The 18,209-nt window shown below is 69.4% G+C and carries 16 protein-coding genes; 8 read left to right on the top strand and 8 right to left on the bottom strand.

The window, feature by feature from the left end; genetic code table 11:
* Window positions 1-47 precede the first annotated feature (47 nt).
* Window positions 48-1,472, bottom strand: a complete 1,425-nt coding sequence (gene glnA / locus HF576_RS16720; RefSeq protein ID WP_168913975.1) for a type I glutamate--ammonia ligase — start codon at window positions 1,470-1,472, stop codon at window positions 48-50.
* Between the two features lie 134 nt (window positions 1,473-1,606).
* On the opposite strand from glnA, the gene HF576_RS16715 reads away from it, so the two are divergent.
* On the top strand, window positions 1,607-2,017 hold the full coding sequence (locus HF576_RS16715) for an RDD family protein (protein WP_343234325.1): 411 nt from the start codon (window positions 1,607-1,609) through the stop codon (window positions 2,015-2,017).
* Window positions 2,018-2,031: 14 nt separating this feature from the next.
* Here HF576_RS16715 and HF576_RS16710 read toward each other — a convergent pair whose 3' ends face one another.
* Window positions 2,032-2,742 (bottom strand): DUF4191 family protein, encoded by a 711-nt coding sequence (locus tag HF576_RS16710; RefSeq protein WP_168913973.1) that lies wholly within the window; start codon window positions 2,740-2,742, stop codon window positions 2,032-2,034.
* Window positions 2,743-2,865: 123 nt separating this feature from the next.
* On the opposite strand from HF576_RS16710, the gene HF576_RS16705 reads away from it, so the two are divergent.
* Complete coding sequence (locus HF576_RS16705) at window positions 2,866-4,170, top strand: hypothetical protein (protein ID WP_168913972.1); 1,305 nt, start codon at window positions 2,866-2,868, stop codon at window positions 4,168-4,170.
* 18 nt (window positions 4,171-4,188) lie between these two features.
* Here HF576_RS16705 and sucB read toward each other — a convergent pair whose 3' ends face one another.
* From sucB to HF576_RS16690, 3 genes are all read right to left on the bottom strand, one after another.
* The gene (gene sucB, locus HF576_RS16700) at window positions 4,189-5,970 is read right to left on the bottom strand and encodes a 2-oxoglutarate dehydrogenase, E2 component, dihydrolipoamide succinyltransferase (RefSeq protein WP_168913971.1); all 1,782 of its coding nucleotides are present in this window, start codon (window positions 5,968-5,970) and stop codon (window positions 4,189-4,191) included.
* 64 nt (window positions 5,971-6,034) lie between these two features.
* On the bottom strand, window positions 6,035-7,408 hold the full coding sequence (gene lpdA, locus HF576_RS16695; protein ID WP_168913970.1) for a dihydrolipoyl dehydrogenase: 1,374 nt from the start codon (window positions 7,406-7,408) through the stop codon (window positions 6,035-6,037).
* A complete protein-coding gene (locus HF576_RS16690; RefSeq protein ID WP_168913969.1) occupies window positions 7,408-8,883 on the bottom strand; it encodes a leucyl aminopeptidase in 1,476 nt (491 codons plus the stop codon). Before HF576_RS16690 ends, lpdA begins: the two co-directional genes overlap by 1 nt.
* A gap of 85 nt (window positions 8,884-8,968) precedes the next feature.
* On the opposite strand from HF576_RS16690, the gene HF576_RS16685 reads away from it, so the two are divergent.
* From HF576_RS16685 to HF576_RS16675, 3 genes are all read left to right on the top strand, one after another.
* Window positions 8,969-9,889: a proteasome assembly chaperone family protein gene (locus HF576_RS16685; RefSeq protein ID WP_168913968.1), complete on the top strand. Its 921-nt coding sequence runs from the start codon at window positions 8,969-8,971 to the stop codon at window positions 9,887-9,889.
* 231 nt (window positions 9,890-10,120) lie between these two features.
* Entirely contained in the window at window positions 10,121-11,476 is a 1,356-nt protein-coding gene (locus HF576_RS16680; RefSeq protein WP_168913967.1) for an RNA polymerase sigma factor, read from the top strand.
* A complete protein-coding gene (locus HF576_RS16675; protein WP_168913966.1) occupies window positions 11,473-12,174 on the top strand; it encodes a coenzyme F420-0:L-glutamate ligase in 702 nt (233 codons plus the stop codon). Before HF576_RS16680 ends, HF576_RS16675 begins: the two co-directional genes overlap by 4 nt.
* On the opposite strand, the gene HF576_RS16670 is transcribed toward HF576_RS16675, so the two are convergent.
* Together HF576_RS16670 and HF576_RS16665 are read right to left on the bottom strand one after the other, a co-directional pair.
* Entirely contained in the window at window positions 12,129-12,854 is a 726-nt protein-coding gene (locus HF576_RS16670; RefSeq protein WP_168913965.1) for a RibD family protein, read from the bottom strand. The two genes, HF576_RS16675 and HF576_RS16670, sit on opposite strands and share 46 nt — an antisense overlap.
* A 31-nt stretch (window positions 12,855-12,885) precedes the next feature.
* Window positions 12,886-13,908 carry a sugar-transfer associated ATP-grasp domain-containing protein gene (locus HF576_RS16665; RefSeq protein ID WP_168913964.1) on the bottom strand — a complete coding sequence of 341 codons (1,023 nt, stop codon included), beginning with the start codon at window positions 13,906-13,908 and terminating at the stop codon, window positions 12,886-12,888.
* Window positions 13,909-13,952: 44 nt separating this feature from the next.
* Here HF576_RS16665 and HF576_RS20810 point away from each other — a divergent pair, with 44 nt between their 5' ends.
* Together HF576_RS20810 and HF576_RS16655 are read left to right on the top strand one after the other, a co-directional pair.
* Entirely contained in the window at window positions 13,953-14,675 is a 723-nt protein-coding gene (locus HF576_RS20810) for an alanine racemase C-terminal domain-containing protein (RefSeq protein WP_343234324.1), read from the top strand.
* A complete protein-coding gene (locus tag HF576_RS16655) occupies window positions 14,672-15,721 on the top strand; it encodes an alanine racemase (protein ID WP_168913963.1) in 1,050 nt (349 codons plus the stop codon). The genes HF576_RS20810 and HF576_RS16655 overlap by 4 nt, the downstream gene beginning before the upstream one ends.
* A gap of 6 nt (window positions 15,722-15,727) precedes the next feature.
* Here the strand turns inward: HF576_RS16655 and HF576_RS16650 are convergent, their stop codons facing one another.
* Entirely contained in the window at window positions 15,728-15,952 is a 225-nt protein-coding gene (locus HF576_RS16650; RefSeq protein WP_168913962.1) for a DUF7455 domain-containing protein, read from the bottom strand.
* Window positions 15,953-16,117: 165 nt separating this feature from the next.
* On the opposite strand from HF576_RS16650, the gene HF576_RS16645 reads away from it, so the two are divergent.
* The gene (locus tag HF576_RS16645) at window positions 16,118-18,190 is read left to right on the top strand and encodes a DNA gyrase subunit B (RefSeq protein WP_168914319.1); all 2,073 of its coding nucleotides are present in this window, start codon (window positions 16,118-16,120) and stop codon (window positions 18,188-18,190) included.
* The last annotated feature ends 19 nt before the right edge of the window (window positions 18,191-18,209 follow it).

Below are 18,209 nucleotides of genomic sequence, written 5' to 3'. Positions count from 1 at the left end.
GCACGAGGGCCCCGGTCTCCCGGGGCCCTCGTGCTGCTGGAACGTGCTCAGACGCTGAAGTACAGCTCGTACTCGAACGGGTGAGGACGGGCGTTGAGCGGCTGGATCTCGTTCTCGATCTTGTATTCGATCCAGGTCTCGATCAGCTCAGGCGTGAACACGTTGCCGCGGGTGAGGAACTCGTGGTCTGCGCGCAGCGCCTCGAGCGAGTCGAGCAGCGAGTTCGGCACCTGCGGGATGTTCTTGGCCTCCTCGGGCGGCAGCTCGTAGAGGTCCTTGTCGACCGGCTCGTGCGGCTCGATGCGGTTGATGATGCCGTCGATGCCGGCCATCAGCTGCGCGGCGAACGCGAGGTACGGGTTGCCCGAGGCGTCCGGCGCGCGGAACTCGATGCGCTTGGCCTTCGGGTTGGAGCCCGTGATCGGGATGCGGACGGCCGCTGAGCGGTTGCCCGCCGAGTACACCAGGTTGACGGGGGCCTCGTAGCCCTTGACCAGTCGCTTGTACGAGTTGAGCGTCGGGTTCGTGAACGCCAGCACCGCCGGGGCGTGCGCGAGCAGGCCGCCGATGTACCAGCGAGCGGTGTCGGACAGCTGCGCGTAGCCCTTCTCGTCGAAGAACAGCGGCTTGCCCTCCAGCCACAGCGACTGGTGGGTGTGCATGCCCGAGCCGTTGTCGCCGAAGAGCGGCTTCGGCATGAAGGTCGCGACCTTGCCCCACTCGAGTGCGGTGTTCTTGACGATGTACTTGAACTTCAGGATGTCGTCGGCCGCGTGCACCATGGTGTCGAAGCGGTAGTTGATCTCGGCCTGGCCACCGGTGCCCACCTCGTGGTGCGCACGCTCGAGGTGCAGACCCGACTCGATGAGCTTGAGTGAGATGTCGTCACGCAGGTCGGCCTGCTTGTCGACGGGCGAAACGGGGAAGTAGCCGCCCTTGTACGGGGTCTTGTTGGCGAGGTTGCCGCCTTCTTCGACGCGGCCGCTGTTCCAGGCGCCCTCTTCGGAGTCCACGAAGTAGAAGCTCTGGTTCTGCTTCACCTCGTAGCGGACGTCGTCGAAGATGTAGAACTCCGCCTCGGGGGCGAAGAAGGCGGTGTCGGCGATGCCGGTCGACGCGAGGTACTTCTCGGCCTTCTTGGCGACCTGGCGCGGGTCCTTGCCGTAGATCTCACCCGTGCGCGGGTTGTAGATGTCGAAGACCATGATGAGCGTCTTCGCCTCGCGGAACGGGTCGAGGTAGGCGGTCGAGACATCGGGAATCAGCTGCATGTCCGATTCGTGGATGTTTGCGAAGCCCCGGATGGAGGAGCCGTCGAACAGCTGGCCGACGGTGAAGAACTCCTCGTCGACGGTGGCTGCCGGAATGTTGAAGTGCTGCTGCACGCCAGGAAGGTCCGTGAACCGGATGTCGAGGAACTTCACGTCCTCGTCCTTGATGAACTTCAGCACCTCGGATGAATCTTTGAACATTAAGACTCCAGAGGTAGGGCATTCGGGACCGCCCGCGCGGGGCGCGGACTTGCTGGCAACGTACCCGCAGGGGATTGCCCGGCAGTGTCACCTATGTTTCCGGCATGTTACAGGCGCCTGGATACGCTGGTGAGGTGACACAGAGCGCGCAGGACTACCCCGGGGAACGCCTCGGTCTTCCCCGGGAGGGCGTCGGATCGATCGGCCGCGTGGGCCGCCGCGTCGGCGCCCTCTTCGTGGACTACGGCGCCGCGTACCTGATCTCGGGATTCTTCGCCTGGGATCCGCTCGCCATCCTGGCGCTGTTCGCGGCGGTCCAGATCCTGTTCCTGCCTACACTGCAGGGGAGCCCGGGGCACCGGCTGTTCGGTCTGCGCCTGGTGCGGGCGGATGCCGCCGCGGGCCGCGTGGGCGGATGGGTGGGGCTCTGGCGTCCCGTCGTCCGAACGGCACTGCTCATCGTCGTCATCCCCGCGGTGATCTGGGACGCCGACCAGCGGGGCCTGCATGACAAGGTGGCCGGAACGGTGCTCGTCCGTTCTTGACCCGGCCCGGCGTCTCAGCGCGGGCGCGGTGCGCGCACCTTGGTCGGGTCGACGCCCTTCGGGATCGGCAGCGACGTGAGCGACTGCGAGACCGACTCGATGCGCTTGATCACGGCCGCCATCGTGGCTCGGTCGATCTTCTTGGGGAGCGCCTTGATCGTCGACGCGAGCTTCGCGATGGGGACCTCGCCCGGGCCGTGGCCGACGTAGAGCACCGTGATGGGCACCCCGGATGCGACGCGCTGCGCCTTGGCGCGCTCGTCGTTCACCAGGCGGGTGAGACGCCCGCGGGCGCCCTCGCCGATGATGACGACTCCGCCACGGCCCACGGCGCGGTAGACCGCCTCCTGCATCTTGGGGTTGATGCCGACCGGCATGTCGCTGGCCTGCCAGCGTCGGCCGAGCGACGTTGACAGAACGTGACCGGTCGCGCCCGGCATCCCGTCGATCTTCTTGTACATCGCGCGCGTCGACATACGCGTCATGGTCATGAGTGAGCCGAGGATGCCGAGCATGAGGCCCGTGATGCCCCACAGCACGACGCTCCACGGTGCCACGGGGGGAATCGCGAACCCGACGCCCACTCCTACGGCGATGCCGAGCAGGAGGATGCCGGCCAGCAGGAACGGAAGCCAGCGGAACTCCTTCTGCGTGAAGGTGTAGAGGGTGCGGATCTGCGAGAAGAAGCCGGGGCGCTTCTCGGGAGCGGTACTGCGGGCGGCCATGCTCCCAGCCTACCTTTTGCGCCGCCTCGGCTCCGCTCCTCCACAGGCGCCGTCTCCCGCTGTTCGCCCACAGCTTCGCGCCGTCGAGCCGTCCGCGCGATGTCGAGCATCAAGACTGGCGACGTGACTGCCGAAGACCCCTTGAGCTCGCCGTACCGGACCGTGCGCGCCGTGCGTGCTCCCGAGGACGGACCGTGGCCGGGCCGGCTCGTGCGCACAGCCGAAGGCGAGACGCGCGTACTCGTGGATGCCGCCGTGTTCGCCAGCGCCTGGAGCGGGTGGGACGCGGCGCCCGGAGGTCATGTGCTGTCACCGCTGGATGTCGTCCGCCGGGTCGACGGGCACGATGTTGTCCTCCCGGTGTGCACGGAGCCTCTCGAGGTGTTCCTTCGTCGCCGTGCGAGCCGCATGCCGCTCCGCCCGGGCGAGGCGGTGACGCTCGCCGTGAGCGTGCTGCGGGGCTGCGCCGAGCTGGCGGCGAACCTCGACACGAAGGGGGAGTGGTGGCTCGACGATGCCGGCCGCCCGGTGCTCGCGCCGGATCTCTCGGCCCGCCGGGCGCTGGATGCCGCCGCCGAGGCCCTCGGCTCGCTCGTGGTCGATCCTCCGCTGGACCGCGCGTGGGACGACGCGCGTCGAGCGATCGGCGCCGAGCGGGTCGCGCTGGGCGACCTGCTCGAGGCCGAGGACGCCCTGTTCGCAGCGGCGGCCCCAGAGCCGCTCACCACGGTGACGTTGAGCCCGCGCAGTGCTGCGGAGACGACCCAGCTGTCGCGGGATCGCATCGAGGTGCCCGCACAGGAACGCCCACGCCCCACGTGGCAGATGCTCGTCGGCCACGTGGACGCCGATCTTGCCGACACGGTGTCGCGCGTCACGACCGGGCTGTGGCGGCGGGCGCGCGGCCCGCAACGCCCGAGACGGCGCGCGCCGTGGATCCTCGGTGGTGCGGTCGCCGCCGCGGTCCTCGCCGGCGGGACGCTGTGGCCCGCAGCCGGGGGCGAGATCACCGCGACGGACGGCGAGACGCAGTCCGGGCCGTCCCGGCCCGATTCGTCAGGCTCGACCGCAGTGGAAGGGATGCCCGTACCCTCGGCCTCGACTACGCCGTCCGATCCCGCGGTGGAAGTGGAACCGCCGGATCTCGCGATGGTCGCATCGGCGCTGCTCGACGAGCGCACCGCGTGCGGGGGTGAACTCGAATGTCTTGTGACCGTTCTCGCGGATCCTTCGACGCCGTTCGGAGGCGGCGCCATCGATCTGCCGTCTTCCGCGCGGGTCGTGACCCTGCTGGACGACTTCGGAGACGTCGCCGTGCTGCGGGTCGACGCGGGCGACGGCTCGCAGCCTGCGCAGCTGACCGTGCTGGTGCGCCAGGACGAGAAATGGCTGCTGCGCGACGTCCATGACGTCGCGCAGCAGCCCTAGCCGGTACGCGGGCGGGGGTCAGATGCCGAGCTGAGCCTGGAAGTCGGCCGCCTCGAGCCGTGCCTTGACGGCACCGAGGAAGCGGGCGGCGTCCGCCCCGTCGATGATGCGGTGATCGTACGACAACGCCAGGTAGACGTAGGAACGCACCGAGATCGCGTCCTTGCCGTCGACCACGACCACACCCGGCTTCTTGACGACGGCGCCGAGCCCGAGGATCGCCGACTGCGGCAGGAACACGATCGGGGTGTCGAAGAGCGCCCCGCGCGAACCCGTGTTCGTCAGCGTGAAGGTGCCTCCGGCGAGCTCGTCGGGCTTCAGCTTGTTGTCGCGCGTGCGGGCGGCCAGGTCGGCGATCTCGCGGGCGAACTGCGCGAGATTCTTGCCTGCGGCATCCTTCACCACCGGAGTCAGCAGACCCCGTTCGGTGTCCACCGCGATGGAGATGTTCTCGCTCGCGGGGTACACGATGTCGTTGCCGTCGACGGTGGCGTTGACGATCGGGTACGCCTGCAGCGCCTCGACTGCCGCCACCGCGAAGAACGGCAGGAACGACAGCTTGTCGCCGGTCTTGGCCTGGAAGTCGGCCTTGACCGCGTCGCGGTAGGCCGCGAGCTTCGTCACGTCGACCTCGACCACCGTCGTGAGCTGAGCGGTCGCCTGCATCGAGGCCACGGCACGCTCGGCGATGACCTTGCGCAGGCGCGACATCGGCTGGGTGGTGCCGCGCAGCGGCGAGACCTCGAGCGGTGCGGGGTCAGGGGCGGCCGCCGCGGCAGGAGCGGGTGCGGATGCCGCCTCCGCCGCCTTGAGGACGTCCTCTTTGCGGATTCGTCCTCCGACGCCGGTGCCCTTCACCTTCGCGAGGTCCACGCCCTGCTGCTGCGCCAGTCGACGCACGAGCGGAGTCACGTAGGCGACGCCGTCCGAGTCGTCCGAGGCTCCGAGCCCGGAAGCGGCAGGTGCCGGAGTCGCTGGAGCAGGTGCGGGGGCCGGCGCCTGCGCGGCCTGTGCCGTCGGGGCAGGTGCCGGAGCGGCTTCCGCAGCCGGAGCCGGAGCGGGAGCCGGGGCGGCGGGAGCGGGTGCCGCGGCCGGTGCGGGAGCCTCCGGTGCTGCCGGGGCGGGCGCTGCCGCCGGAGCCTCTGCTGCGGGAGCGGCGGCGCCCGCCTCACCGATACGGGCGAGCGGCGAGCCGACGGCGATCGTCTCGTCCTCCTGGACGAGGATCTCCTGGAGCACTCCGGCGAAAGGTGAGGGAATCTCGGTGTCGACCTTGTCGGTCGAGATCTCGAGCAGCGGCTCGTCGACCGCGACGTCGTCGCCGACCTTCTTGAGCCAGCGGGTCACGGTTCCCTCCGTGACGCTCTCGCCGAGCTCGGGGAGGACGACGTCCTTGCCGCCGGCGGCGGGCGCAGCGGGCGCGGGGGCCTCTGCAGCGGGTGCCTGCGCGGCGGGGGCCGCGGCCTCGGCCGCGGGCGCCTCTGAGGCGGCTTCCGCAGCGGGAGCGGCCGCAGGCTCTGCCGCTTCGGCGGCCGGTGCCTCGGGCGCGGCCTGCGCACCGGAGCCGTCGCCGATCTTGGCCAGCACGGCACCCACTTCGACGGTCTCGTCCTCCTGGACCAGGATCTCCTCGATCACACCGCTGACGGGCGACGGGATCTCCGTGTCGACCTTGTCCGTGGAGATCTCGAGCAGGCCCTCGTCCGCCTGGACCGTGTCGCCGACCTTCTTGAGCCAGCGGGTGACCGTTCCCTCTGTGACGCTCTCACCGAGAGCGGGGAGGACCACGGAAGTGCTCATGACGATGTCTCCTTCGGAATGGATATCGGATCTAGCTTAGTGATGGCGAGAGCGCCCCTGGGCGTCACAGCGCGTGCAGCGGTTTGCCCGCGAGCGCGAGGAAGGCCTCGCCCAGGGCCTCGCTCTGCGTCGGGTGTGCGTGGACCAGGGGTGCGATGTCTTCGGGGTGCGCCTCCCAGCCCACGGCGAGCTGGCCCTCGGTGATGAGTTCGCCGACCCGGTCGCCGATCAGGTGCACTCCCAGCACGGGGCCGTCCTTGGCGCGCACGACCTTCACCAGACCGCTCGTGCCGAGGATCTCGCTCTTGCCGTTGCCCGCGAGGTTGTACTCGTACGCCACGATGCCGTCTGCGCCGTGGGCTTCCGCCGCCTGTGCCTCGGTGAGCCCCACGGAAGCGACTTCGGGGTGGCTGTAGGTCACCTTCGGAATCTGGGTATCCGGCACCACCGCGGGGGACAGGCCTGCGATCTCTTCGGCGACGAAGATGCCCTGCTGGAACCCGCGGTGCGCCAGCTGCAGTCCCGGCACGATGTCGCCGACCGCCCAGATGTGGTCGACTCCGGTGCGCAGGCGCTCGTCGGTGATGACGAAGCCGCGATCGAGGGTGACGCCCGCCTCTTCGTACCCGAGATCGCCCGTCGCCGGGCCGCGCCCGACCGCGACCAGAAGGTAATCCGCCTCGAAGCTCTTCCCGTCCTCGAGCGTCACGGTCACGGTGTCGGCAGTCTGCGTCGCCGACTGGAAGCGCACCCCCAGGGACGAGGCGATCCCGCGACGGCGGAACGCTCGTTCCAGTCCCTTGCTCAGCGCGATGTCCTCATTCGGGACGAGGTGGTCCAGCGCCTCGACGATCGTGACCTCGGCGCCGAAGGACCGCCAGACGCTGGCGAACTCCACGCCGATGACCCCGCCGCCCAGGATGAGGACCCGGCGGGGGATCTCGTCGAGCTCCAGGGCGTGCTCGCTCGTCAGGATCCGCCCGCCGATCTCGAGACCGGGCAGGGTGCGGCTGTACGAGCCGGTGGCGAGGACGACATCCGCGCCGCGGTAGAGGTCGTCGCCCACTCGGACCGCCGGTCCGGCCTCGAGTCGCCCCTCGCCGTGCACGACGGTGATGCCGCGGGCCTTGACCAGGCCCTCGAGGCCCTTGAACTTCTTCGCGACGATGCCCTCGCGATACGCGCGGACCCCCGCCGGGTCGACGCCGTCGAAGGATGCACGGATGCCGATGGCCGAGGCATCCCGAGCCAGGTCGGCGACCTCGGCGGCGTGCAGCAGGGCCTTGGTCGGGATGCAGCCGCGATGCAGGCAGGTGCCGCCGACCTTGTCCTTCTCGACCAGCGCCACGGTCTTGCCCAGCTCGGCGGCACGCAGGGCCGCGGCGTATCCTCCGCTTCCGCCGCCCAGGATCACGAGGTCGAAGCTGTGGTCGGTCATCAGGACTCCTCTGCAAGGGCCAGGCGGATGAGGCTGCGGACCGTGGCTGCTGTCGGCCCCTTGTCGATGTAGCCGTACGCGCCGCCCTTGTTCATGCCGACCCCGGCGATGTCCAGGTGCACCCACGGGATGCGCGGGGCGTCGGCCTCCTCGCCGACACGTCCGACGAAGTGCTGCAGGAAGAGGCCTGCGAACAGCGATCCTCCCGCCGGGTCGCCGATCTTGGCGTTCTGCAGATCGGCGATCGGCGAGTCCAGCTCGTCGACCATGTGGGGCGGCAGCGGCAGCTGCCAGGCCGGCTCGCCCGCTTCGGCCGCGGCGGCGAGGTACTCGGCCACCGCGTCGTCGTCGCCCATGACGCCGGCGTGGCGGGTGCCCAGGGCGATCGTGATCGCGCCCGTCAGAGTGGCGACGTCGATCAGCAGGTCGGGCTGCTCGCGGCTGGCGGCGACCAGTCCGTCCGCGAGGACCAGACGCCCCTCGGCGTCGGTGTTGAGCACCTCGACGGTCGTCCCGTCCAGCATGCGCAGCACATCCCCGGGCCGCGTGGCGCGACCGGACGGCATGTTGTCGGCGATGCAGAGCCACGCGGTGAGCTTCACGGGTGCGCCGATGGCCGCGACGCCGCGCAGGACGGCCAGGGCGGTCGCCGCGCCGCACATGTCGTACTTCATTCCCACCATCGATGCGGCGGGTTTGAGGGACAGTCCGCCGGTGTCGAAGGTGATGCCCTTGCCCACGAGCGCGATATGTCGCCGAGCATCGCTCGGCGCGTACTCGAGTCGTACCAGGCGCGGCGGGCGATCAGATCCCTGCCCGACGCCGAGGATGCCCCCGTAGCCCTGCTCCCGGAGGGCGACCTCGTCGAGCACCTCCACGGTCACCGCGAGGTTCTCGACCGACTCCGCGGCCCGCTGGGCGAAATCGGCGGGGCCGAGCCATTCGGCCGGCGTGGAGACGAGATCCTTCACCAGCGCGACCGCGGCGGCCGTCTCGGTGACGACGGTCAGCGCCGCGTCATCGGCGGGAGCCGTGCCGTGCACGATCACGCGTGACGCACGTGCCTTCGGGGGCTCGGTCTTGTACCCGTCGAAGCGGTAGCCGCCGAGAGCGGCGCCTTCGGCCGCCGCCGTCCACAGCTCTGGATCCGCATAGGGCGTCGCAACCGCGACGGCCGTGAAACCGGTCAGGATCCGAATCGCCGCACCGACCGCATCGCGCAGGGCCGAGGCATCCGGCGTGGCTCCCGTGCCCACCACGGCGAGTGGTCGCGTCGTGACCTCCGGGGCGTAGACGCGGACGAGGCTCCCCACACCACCTGTGAATCCGACCGTCAGCAGGGCGTCCCGAAGCCCGGGCCATTCGGCGAGATCGGGGGCCTCGTCGCCCTCGAGCGGGGGAAGCCCCAGCACGAGCGCGTCGGCGTCGGTCTCTCGGATCGGAACGGTGCGGTACTCGAGGTCGGGAAACGACATGACGTCCATCCTAGGGACGCGACGTGTTCGCTCTGAGCGCCACGGCCGCGGCCCGCCCCGCACCCGGTGCTCGTAGCATGGAGCCATGCCCTTCCCAGGTCCGCTTTTCGAGCGCTCGGCCTCTGCACCGCCGGTCCCGCGCGGGCTGCCACTGGTCATCGCGCTCACGGGTTTCACCGATGCGGGCAGCGCGGTGAGCCGAGTGATCGACTACTTCCGCGACGAACTGTCGCCGACGCCGCTGGTGGTCTTCTCGAACGACGCGCTGCTGGACTACCGCGCGCGCCGCCCCGTCGTCTCGTTCGAGAAGGACCACCTGACGGACTACCGCCCGCAACGGCTCGAACTCTCGTTCGCGCACGACGCGCTCGGCCAGCCGTTCCTGCTGCTCGCGGGCTACGAGCCGGACTTCGGGTGGGATGCCTTCGCGCAGGCCGTGGTCGATTTCGTCGACGCGTACGGCATCTCGACCGTGACGTGGGTGCACGCGATACCCATGCCCGTCCCGCACACGCGACCGATCGGCACCACGGTCAGCGGTACCCGCGCCGAGCTCACCGAGGCGCACTCCGTGTGGCAGCCCCACACGCAGGTCCCGGCGACGGCGGGGCACCTGCTCGAGTACCGCCTGTCGGCGGCGGGCGTGCGCATCGCCGGATTCGTGCTGCTGGTGCCGCACTATCTGGGAGACACCGAGTACCCCGCGGCAGCCCTGGCGGCGCTGGACAGCCTCACCGTGGCAACCGGCCTCGTCTTCGCCGGTGATGAGCTGCGCGATGAGAACCGCGACTATCTGGCGAAGGTCGGAGAACAGATCGAAGGCAGCGAAGAGCTCGCTCGGATGGTGCAGGGGCTCGAGGAGCGCTACGACGCCTATATGGCGGGATCGACGCTGGCCACACCCATGATCCATACCGGCGATCTGCCCAGTGCGGACGAGCTCGCCGCAGAACTGGAGCGGTTCCTGGCCACACGGCCCGGCGACGACGACAAACGCGGCATCTGATCCGGAATGCCACGACCCCGGCGGGCGTTCTCTCCTTGCAGAAACAGAGGTGCGCCATGTCGGCAGGGGTGATGCTGGCGGCGCACGGCAAGTATGAGATACTGGATGCCCTGACCCGTTGTCAACCGTCTCGGTGAGGCTTCTCATCGAAACGTGGACTTGACAAGGGTCTTACTAGTGTCCGAAATCGACCGGGGCGTGAGGCGCACGCCCACCGGTGAAAGGCGAAACGTGACTCCAGGCACGAACACCAAGGCCCGAGCGGCCGCGAAGGACACCGAGGCGGAGGAGACGACGCCCGTTGCGACCAAGGCAGCGGCGAAGGCCCCCGCCAAGAAGGCGGCCGCCAAGGGGAAGGCGACCTCCAAGACCGCTTCCAAGCGCGCCGCGAAGACAGACGACGAGTTCGAGGACGACGTCGAAGAGATCGACGAGGACGTCGAACTCGAGGCGACCGACGACGTCGCCGAGGTCACCGCGGACGATGACGCCGAGCAGCCCGCGAAGGGCGATGCGAAGGCCGCGGGCGATGCCGCCGGCGCGACCGAGGACGAGGACGAGGACGAGGAGAGCACCAAGCCGGCGTTCACGGAGCCTCTCCCGACCGGTGCGATCGTCATCTCGTCGAGCGACGAGGATGACGTTCCTGTCTACTCGACCCAGATCACCGGTGCGACCGCCGACCCGGTCAAGGACTACCTCAAGCAGATCGGAAAGGTGCCACTGCTGAACGCGGCCGAAGAGGTCGAGCTCGCGATGCGCATCGAGGCCGGCCTGTTCGCCGAAGAGAAGCTGTCGCACATGTCGGCGGCCGAGAAGTCGTCCCAGCTGGGGCTGGACCTGCAGTGGGTGGCGCGTGACGGCCAGCGTGCCAAGAGCCACCTGCTCGGTGCGAACCTGCGCCTCGTCGTCTCGCTCGCCAAGCGGTACACGGGTCGCGGCATGCAGTTCCTGGACTTGATCCAGGAGGGCAACCTCGGACTGATCCGCGCCGTCGAGAAGTTCGACTACACCAAGGGCTTCAAGTTCTCGACGTACGCGACGTGGTGGATCCGCCAGGCGATCACGCGGGCCATGGCAGACCAGGCTCGCACGATCCGCATCCCGGTGCACATGGTCGAGGTCATCAACAAGCTGGCCCGCGTGCAGCGGCAGATGCTGCAGGACCTGGGGCGCGAGCCCACTCCCGAGGAGCTGAGCCGCGAGCTCGACATGACCCCCGAGAAGGTCATCGAGGTGCAGAAGTACGGCCGCGAGCCGATCTCGCTGCACACGCCTCTCGGTGAGGACGGCGACAGCGAGTTCGGTGATCTCATCGAGGACACCGAGGCTGTCGTCCCGGCCGACGCGGTGGGCTTCACGATGCTGCAGCGCCAGCTCGAGTCGCTCCTGGACTCGCTCTCGGAGCGCGAAGCGGGTGTCATCCGCATGCGCTTCGGGCTCGGCGACGGTCAGCCCAAGACGCTCGACCAGATCGGCGACACGTTCGGTGTGACCCGTGAGCGGATCCGCCAGATCGAGTCCAAGACCATGGCCAAGCTCCGGCATCCGTCACGATCGCAGTCGCTGCGGGACTACCTCGAGTGAGTGAGGCGAACGCCGGCAAGGCGCTCACCGTCTCGATCGAGGGCTCGTCGTACGCCCGCATCCCGATCCGTACGCGGGTCGTGATGCCGGGCGACGACCTGGACGCCTTCGTGCGGGAGTACGCCGAGGAGATCGTCCTTCCGGGCGACCTCCTGTTCGTCACCGAGAAGATCGTGGCGATCACGCAGGGGCGCTCCTACCTCGTCGAGGAGATCAAGCCCCGCCGGCTCGCGCTGTTCCTCTCCAAGTACGTCACTCGTACCCCGTACGGCATCGGCCTCGGCATGCCCGAGACCATGGAGATGGCCCTGCGCGAGTGCGGCACGATCCGCATCCTGTTCGCGGCGGCGGTGTCCGCCGTCACGAAGGCGTTCGGACGCAAGGGTGACTTCTACCGCATCGCCGGCGACAAGGCCCGCGCGATCGACGGGCCGACCAGCGGCACCATCCCGCCCTACAACAAGGCCGTCGTCCTCGGCCCGGAGCGCCCGCGCGAGGTCGCGGCTCACTTGAAGAGCCTGCTCGGCGACGTCCCCGAGGTCGCCGTGGTCGACATCAACGACCTCGGCGGCAACATCCTGGGCTCGACGCTCGACAGGGCGGGGGAGAAGCGCCTGGTGGCGATCCTGAAGGACAACCCGCTGGGTCAGGGTCACGAATCCACCCCGCTCGGCGTCGTCCGCGCCGTCAGCGCGTAACGCACGACCACCTCGCCGCCGTCAAGTGCTTCCACGCCGGTTCGCTCGAAGGCGATGGTTCGCGGATCGAGATCGCCCGGGAGACGGATCACCGCCGGGCCGCCCGGCGCACCTGAGACGACGGGCTCGACCATGAGGACGAGTTCATCGGCGAGGCCTGCGGCGATGAGCGCGCCGTTGAGCCGGCCGCCGCTGTCTGTGCGGACATGGCGCGCCCCCTCGTCGGCGTGCAGGCGCTCCAGTGCCCGAGCGAGGTCAACGCGGCCCTCTCCCACGACCCACGTACGGATTCCTCGCCGCCCGAGGTAGTCGCGGTACTCGGCCGGTGTCGCGGCGGATGTCAACACGAGGATGTCGCGATACCACGGCTGGGCGAGGGCGTGAATCCAGTTCCGCACCCGCCCGGCCGAATCGGGCACCACGAGAAGCGGGCGCGGCTCGGTCACGAGCGATTCGAAGCCCTCCACGATCGGAAGGCGTTCCGGCGCGCGCAATTCCACGAACTGATCGCGCTCGGGCTCTTCCGGCCCGAAGGCGAGCGCGGTCGCACTGCCCATCAGCACGACGTCGGCCGGGATCTCGAACCCGTAGCGGTAGTAGACGCGCGGGTCGTTCTCGTACCCGGCGATGCGGCCGTCGATGCTGACGGCGTTGTAGATCACAACATGCGGTCGAGGCATGCCGAAAGGGTACGACGCGCCTCCGACGCCGTCAGAAGCCGATCGCGGCGCGGTAGCGAGGCTTGTGCCCGGTGCGGATGCCGGTGACGCTGGGCTTGTTCTCGTAGACGCCGGCGCCCCAATTGCCCTCCACGAGGACGGGGCCGTCGGGGGTGACCACGATGTCCCATCCGACGTACTGCACTTGCGGCACGACGCGCGCCACCTCGTCGACGAACGTGCGCACCTGCTCGATCATCGGCAGCTGGAAGTCTGCGATGACGAAGTCGCTGTCGGGGTGCCGCTCATGGACGTGGCCGTGCGAGTCGTAGCCGGGGCCGACGGCCTTTCCATCGTCGTCGAGCATCGTGTAGAAGCCGCCGAACGTCATCTGATCGCTCACCGCGCCACGACCGAACTTCTGGGCGATGGCGAGGATGTGCGTCTGCCGGCCGTCGAAGAACGCCGTCACGCGGGTGGTGTTGACCGTTCCGGGGCAGACAGCCGCGAGGTCCGCGTGCTGGCGGATCACCTCTTCGATCAGCAGCTCGCCGCGCTCGAGCAAGCCGCGGTGGAAAGCATCCCAGTCCTCCACCTCTGATGCGCGATAGCGGTGCACACCCGTTCCTGCCTGGCCCACCGGCTCCTTCGTGACCACGGTGCCGTGCCCCTCGACGAACGCGCGCACGGCATCCCGGTTGCCCGGTTCGACGACCATCCAGTCGCGGCGCAGGAAGTCGCTGAAGACCCGGTCGAACTCGATCTTGTCCTGGAAGATGTGACGGAAGTCGGGATGGTCGTACTTCTGCGACAGCTGATTCGACACCGGATGCGTCATGTAGGTCTCGCGCTCGGCCCGGTTGAGGATCGCGAAGTCGTAGTCGACGTAGTCCTGGAAGCCCACCTGGCGGAAGCCCGCCGACCAGAGCATGTCGACGAGCACCGCGGGCATCCAGCGGCCGTGATCGCGCGCGCTCTCTCTGGCGCGGGCGAACACCGACCCCACGTCGATGCGGCGGGCTCGGCCGGCGAGGTAGCGAAGGCGGGGCGCGAGGCCGAGGCCGTGAGAGGGCATGCGTACTCCGGGTCGGGAACGGGGGACCCGGATAGTCTAAAGGCGTGAGTTCCCCCGACCCTGGCCCCGACGTGTGGGCGGAGGGAGCCGCACCTCTCAGCTCGCCGGTGGCGTGGATCTCGCGCGCGGCGCTTGCTGCGAACGCGCGGGCAGCTCGGAGCGAAGGCATCCGTCTCTTCTCTCCTGCGGTCATGGCGGCGGATGCCTGGGGTCATGGCGCGGACCTCGTGGCCGAGGTGCTCGCGGCCGAGGGCTTCAGCGCCGCGGGAGACCCGGGCACACCCGCTGCCGGCGCCGAACCTCCGATCGCGCAGCGCCGCGCGGCCATCGCGCCCGAGACGCTCTTCGGCCTGCCGGATGCCCGCCCCGCGCAGCCCGCGATGCGGATGACGGGAACCGTGCTGTCGGTCAAGGATCTGCGCGCCGGCGAGGGCGTCTCGTACGGCTACGCCTATCGCGCTCCCGCAGACACCCGCGTGGCGCTTGTCACCGGCGGGTACGCGCAGGGGATCGTGCGCGCGCTCGGCGGCGCGGTCGAGGTCGCCATCGGCGCGCGGCGGCATCCGATCATCGGGCGCGTCGCGATGGACGTGTGCGTCGTGGAGATCCGGGATGCCGCGGTCCGGCGAGGAGATGGGGTGGTGTTCTTCGGCGACCCGGCCCGCGGCGAGCCCTCGGTCCGCGATTGGGCGCGGGTGACGGCAATGTCCGTCATGGAGCTCATCACGACCGCGGGGCTCCGCGCTGTCCGTCAGGTGGCGCCATGACGGCACGACTCCACGTCGACCTCGCGGCACTCGCGGCGAACATCGCCCGGGTGCGCGCGACCGTGAGCCCGGCGGATCTCATGCTCGTCGTGAAGGACGACGCCTACGGGCACGGGCTGGAGCCGGTCGTGCGTCGGGCCCAGGCCTCGGGGGTCGAATGGTTCGGGGCGTTCGACGTGCGCACCGGCGGCGCCGTGCGCGCCACGGCGGGCGATGATGCCCGCATCTTCGCGTGGATCGCGGCCTCTCGGGCCGACCTCGATGCGGCCCTCGCCGCCCGGCTCGACATGGGCGTCGGCGACGCGGAGCTGCTCGAGGAACTCGCGGATGCCGCGCGTGAAGCCCGCGCGACGGCACGCGTGCACCTGAAGATCGACACGGGACTGCACCGCAACGGCGTGCGTCCGGAGGCCTGGCCCGCGTTCGTGGCGCGGGCCGCCGAACTCGAGGCCGAGGGGGCGATCGAGGTGGTGGGCGTGTGGAGCCACATCGCCGAGGCGTCCGACGCCGAAGACGACCAGGCTCGAGCCGTCTACGAGGCGGCGCTGCGCGAAGCGGCCTCCGCGGGTCTGCGGCCTACGAAGCGTCATCTCGCCGCCAGCGCGGCCTCGTTCGCGCGCCCCGAGTTCCGCTACGACATGGTCCGCGTCGGGGCATTCTGCTATGGCATCCGCTCCGCCGGCGGTCCGTCGGCCGCGAAGCTCGGGCTCGTGCCCGCCGCTCGACTCCAGGCCGACGTGGTGGCCGTCGATGCCGACGACGTGCGGATCGGGATCGGCGCGCTGGACGGGATCCCCTCGTCGCTCCGAGGACGCGCGACGGTCGGGACACCGGCGGGCCGACGCGCTCTGCGCGTCGTCGGGGAATCGGACTCGGTGGTCGAGGCCTGGCCGGGTGCGGCCGTCGGCGACATCGTGACCGTCTTCGGGCCGGGTCTGCAGGACGAGCCGACGGCGACCGATCTCGCCGAACTGATCGGCACCATCGGCGAGGAGATCGCCGTCAGGGTCTCGCCGCTCGTGCCCCGGCTGTACGACGGGGCCTGACGGACGTCAGACCGATTCGGTCAGGCGAGCAGTCTCGTCGTGCCACGACGTGGCGATCGAGCGCAGCTTCTCTTCGTACTTGCGTCCGTGGTGCGCGCAGAACAGCAGTTCGCTGCCGTTGACCTCCGCGGCGATGTACGCCTGTGCACCACACGAATCGCAGCGATCCGCCGCGGTGAGACGGTACTCGAGGAGGGCGCCCTGCTCTGGGGTTGTCGATAGCGTGTTCATCTCGTTGCCTCCTCGTATGCGTAGAACTCCGTCGCGGTCATGAAATACAACCACGCCCAGGTTCGGAGAATGCCCGGAAGCCTCCACATTTCGCTGAGCGCGTACGGACAGGGGCGCGGACGCGTGTCGCCGCAGGGGTGGTCTCGACCGCGATTACGATGAGAGATTGTGACCTCCGAGTACTCCGCCCATCATCTGCAGGTGCTCGAGGGGCTCGAGGCGGTCCGCAAGCGCCCGGGCATGTACATCGGATCGACGGACTCGCGCGGGCTCATGCACTGCCTGTGGGAGATCATCGACAACGCCGTCGACGAGGCCCTGGGCGGCTTCGGCACGCGGATCGACGTCGTCCTCCACGCCGACGGCAGCGTCGAAGTCCGCGACCGCGCCCGTGGCATCCCGGTGGACATCGAGCCGCGCACGGGCCTCTCCGGTGTGGAGGTCGTGTTCACGAAGCTCCACGCGGGCGGCAAGTTCGGCGGCGGCTCGTACGCCGCGTCCGGCGGGCTCCACGGTGTCGGCGCCTCCGTGGTCAACGCCCTGTCCGAGCGGCTGGACGTCGAGGTCGACCGCGGGGGCAAGACCTGGGGAATGTCGTTCCATCGCGGCGAGCCCGGCATCTTCGCGAACGGCAGCCCGAGCTCCGCCTTCACACCCTTCGAGAAGAGCTCCGAGCTCCGGGTCGTCGGCAAGGCCGCCCGCGGCGTCACCGGCACGCGCATCCGCTACTGGGCCGACCCGCAGATCTTCACCAAGGACGCCGCATTCAACGTGCAGGAGCTCGAGCAGCGAGCCCGCCAGACCGCGTTCCTCGTACCCGGGCTCGAGATCGTCATCAGCGATGAGCGCGGCGAGGAGCCCGTCGAGACGAGCTTCCGCTTCGACGGCGGCATCTCGGAGTTCACCGAGTTCCTCGCTCCCGACAGCGCCATCACCGACACATGGCGACTGACCGGCTCCGGAACCTTCACCGAGACGGTGCCGGTGCTGCAGGCCTCGGGTGCGATGGTGCCCACCGAGATCGAGCGCGAGTGCCAGGTCGACGTCGCGGTGCGCTGGGGCACCGGCTACGAGACGGTCACGCGGTCCTTCGTCAACATCATCGCGACGCCCAAGGGGGGCACCCACCAGTCCGGCTTCGAGCAGGCGCTGATGAAGGTGCTGCGCACGCAGGTCGAGCAGAACGCACGCCGCCTGAAGGTGGGCACAGACAAGCTGGAGAAGGACGACATCCTCGCGGGGCTCACCGCGGTGCTGACGGTGCGTCTGCCCGAGCCTCAGTTCGAGGGCCAGACCAAGGAGGTCCTCGGCACACCGGCCGTCCGCCAGATCGTCACGAACGTCGTCAGCCGCGAGCTCACGGCCCGGTTCACATCTCCCAAGCGCGACGACAAGGCGCAGACCGCGCTGCTGCTGGACAAGGTGGTCTCCGAGATGAAGGCGCGCATCTCCGCGCGCACCCATAAGGAGACCCAGCGACGCAAGAACGCGCTCGAGTCCTCGTCGCTGCCGGCGAAGCTGGCCGACTGCCGGTCGACGGACGTGGCGGAGTCCGAGCTGTTCATCGTCGAGGGCGACTCCGCCCTCGGCACCGCCAAGCTGGCGCGCAACAGCGAGTACCAGGCGCTGCTGCCCATCCGGGGCAAGATCCTCAACGTGCAGAAGGCGTCCGTCAGCGACATGCTCTCCAACGCCGAGTGCGCCGCGATCATCCAGGTGATCGGTGCTGGATCGGGCCGATCGTTCGACCTCGACACGGCCCGCTACGGCAAGATCATCCTGATGAGCGACGCCGATGTCGACGGCGCGCACATCCGGACGCTCCTTCTCACGCTGTTCTTCCGCTACATGCGCCCCCTGATCGACGACGGCCGCGTCTACGCGGCCGTCCCGCCGCTGCATCGCGTGGTGGTGATGAACCCGGGCACCAAGCCGAACGAGACGATCTACACGTACTCGGAGCAGGAGCTGCACGCGTTGCTCACCAAGCTCACCAAGTCCGGCAAGCGCTGGCAGGAGCCGGTGCAGCGGTACAAGGGCCTCGGCGAGATGGATGCCGACCAGCTCGCGACCACCACGATGGATCGTGCCGGCCGTACGCTGCGACGCGTGCGGATGCAGGATGCCGAGGCTGCGGCATCCGTCTTCGAACTGCTCATGGGCAACGACGTCGCGCCCCGCAAAGAGTTCATCGTCGACTCCAGCGACCGCCTCGCGCGGGACCGCATCGACGCGTGACGCTGTTCGCGCTGGGGGC

Source organism: Microbacterium salsuginis, from assembly GCF_012524205.1.
GTDB classification, from domain to species: Bacteria; Actinomycetota; Actinomycetes; order Actinomycetales; family Microbacteriaceae; genus Microbacterium; species Microbacterium salsuginis.
This window is presented reverse-complemented; position numbering and strand designations above follow the sequence as displayed.

Excerpts from the sequence above, each read along its gene's own strand:
- glnA (WP_168913975.1), bottom strand. The coding sequence starts at position 1,472 with ATGTTCAAAGATTCATCCGAGGTGCTGAAGTTCATCAAGGACGAGGAC.
- HF576_RS16710 (WP_168913973.1), bottom strand. The coding sequence starts at position 2,742 with ATGGCCGCCCGCAGTACCGCTCCCGAGAAGCGCCCCGGCTTCTTCTCG.
- sucB (WP_168913971.1), bottom strand. The coding sequence starts at position 5,970 with ATGAGCACTTCCGTGGTCCTCCCCGCTCTCGGTGAGAGCGTCACAGAG.
- lpdA (WP_168913970.1), bottom strand. The coding sequence starts at position 7,408 with ATGACCGACCACAGCTTCGACCTCGTGATCCTGGGCGGCGGAAGCGGA.
- HF576_RS16690 (WP_168913969.1), bottom strand. The coding sequence starts at position 8,883 with ATGTCGTTTCCCGACCTCGAGTACCGCACCGTTCCGATCCGAGAGACC.
- HF576_RS16685 (WP_168913968.1), top strand. The coding sequence starts at position 8,969 with ATGCCCTTCCCAGGTCCGCTTTTCGAGCGCTCGGCCTCTGCACCGCCG.
- HF576_RS16670 (WP_168913965.1), bottom strand. The coding sequence starts at position 12,854 with ATGCCTCGACCGCATGTTGTGATCTACAACGCCGTCAGCATCGACGGC.
- HF576_RS16665 (WP_168913964.1), bottom strand. The coding sequence starts at position 13,908 with ATGCCCTCTCACGGCCTCGGCCTCGCGCCCCGCCTTCGCTACCTCGCC.
- HF576_RS16655 (WP_168913963.1), top strand. The coding sequence starts at position 14,672 with ATGACGGCACGACTCCACGTCGACCTCGCGGCACTCGCGGCGAACATC.
- HF576_RS16650 (WP_168913962.1), bottom strand. The coding sequence starts at position 15,952 with ATGAACACGCTATCGACAACCCCAGAGCAGGGCGCCCTCCTCGAGTAC.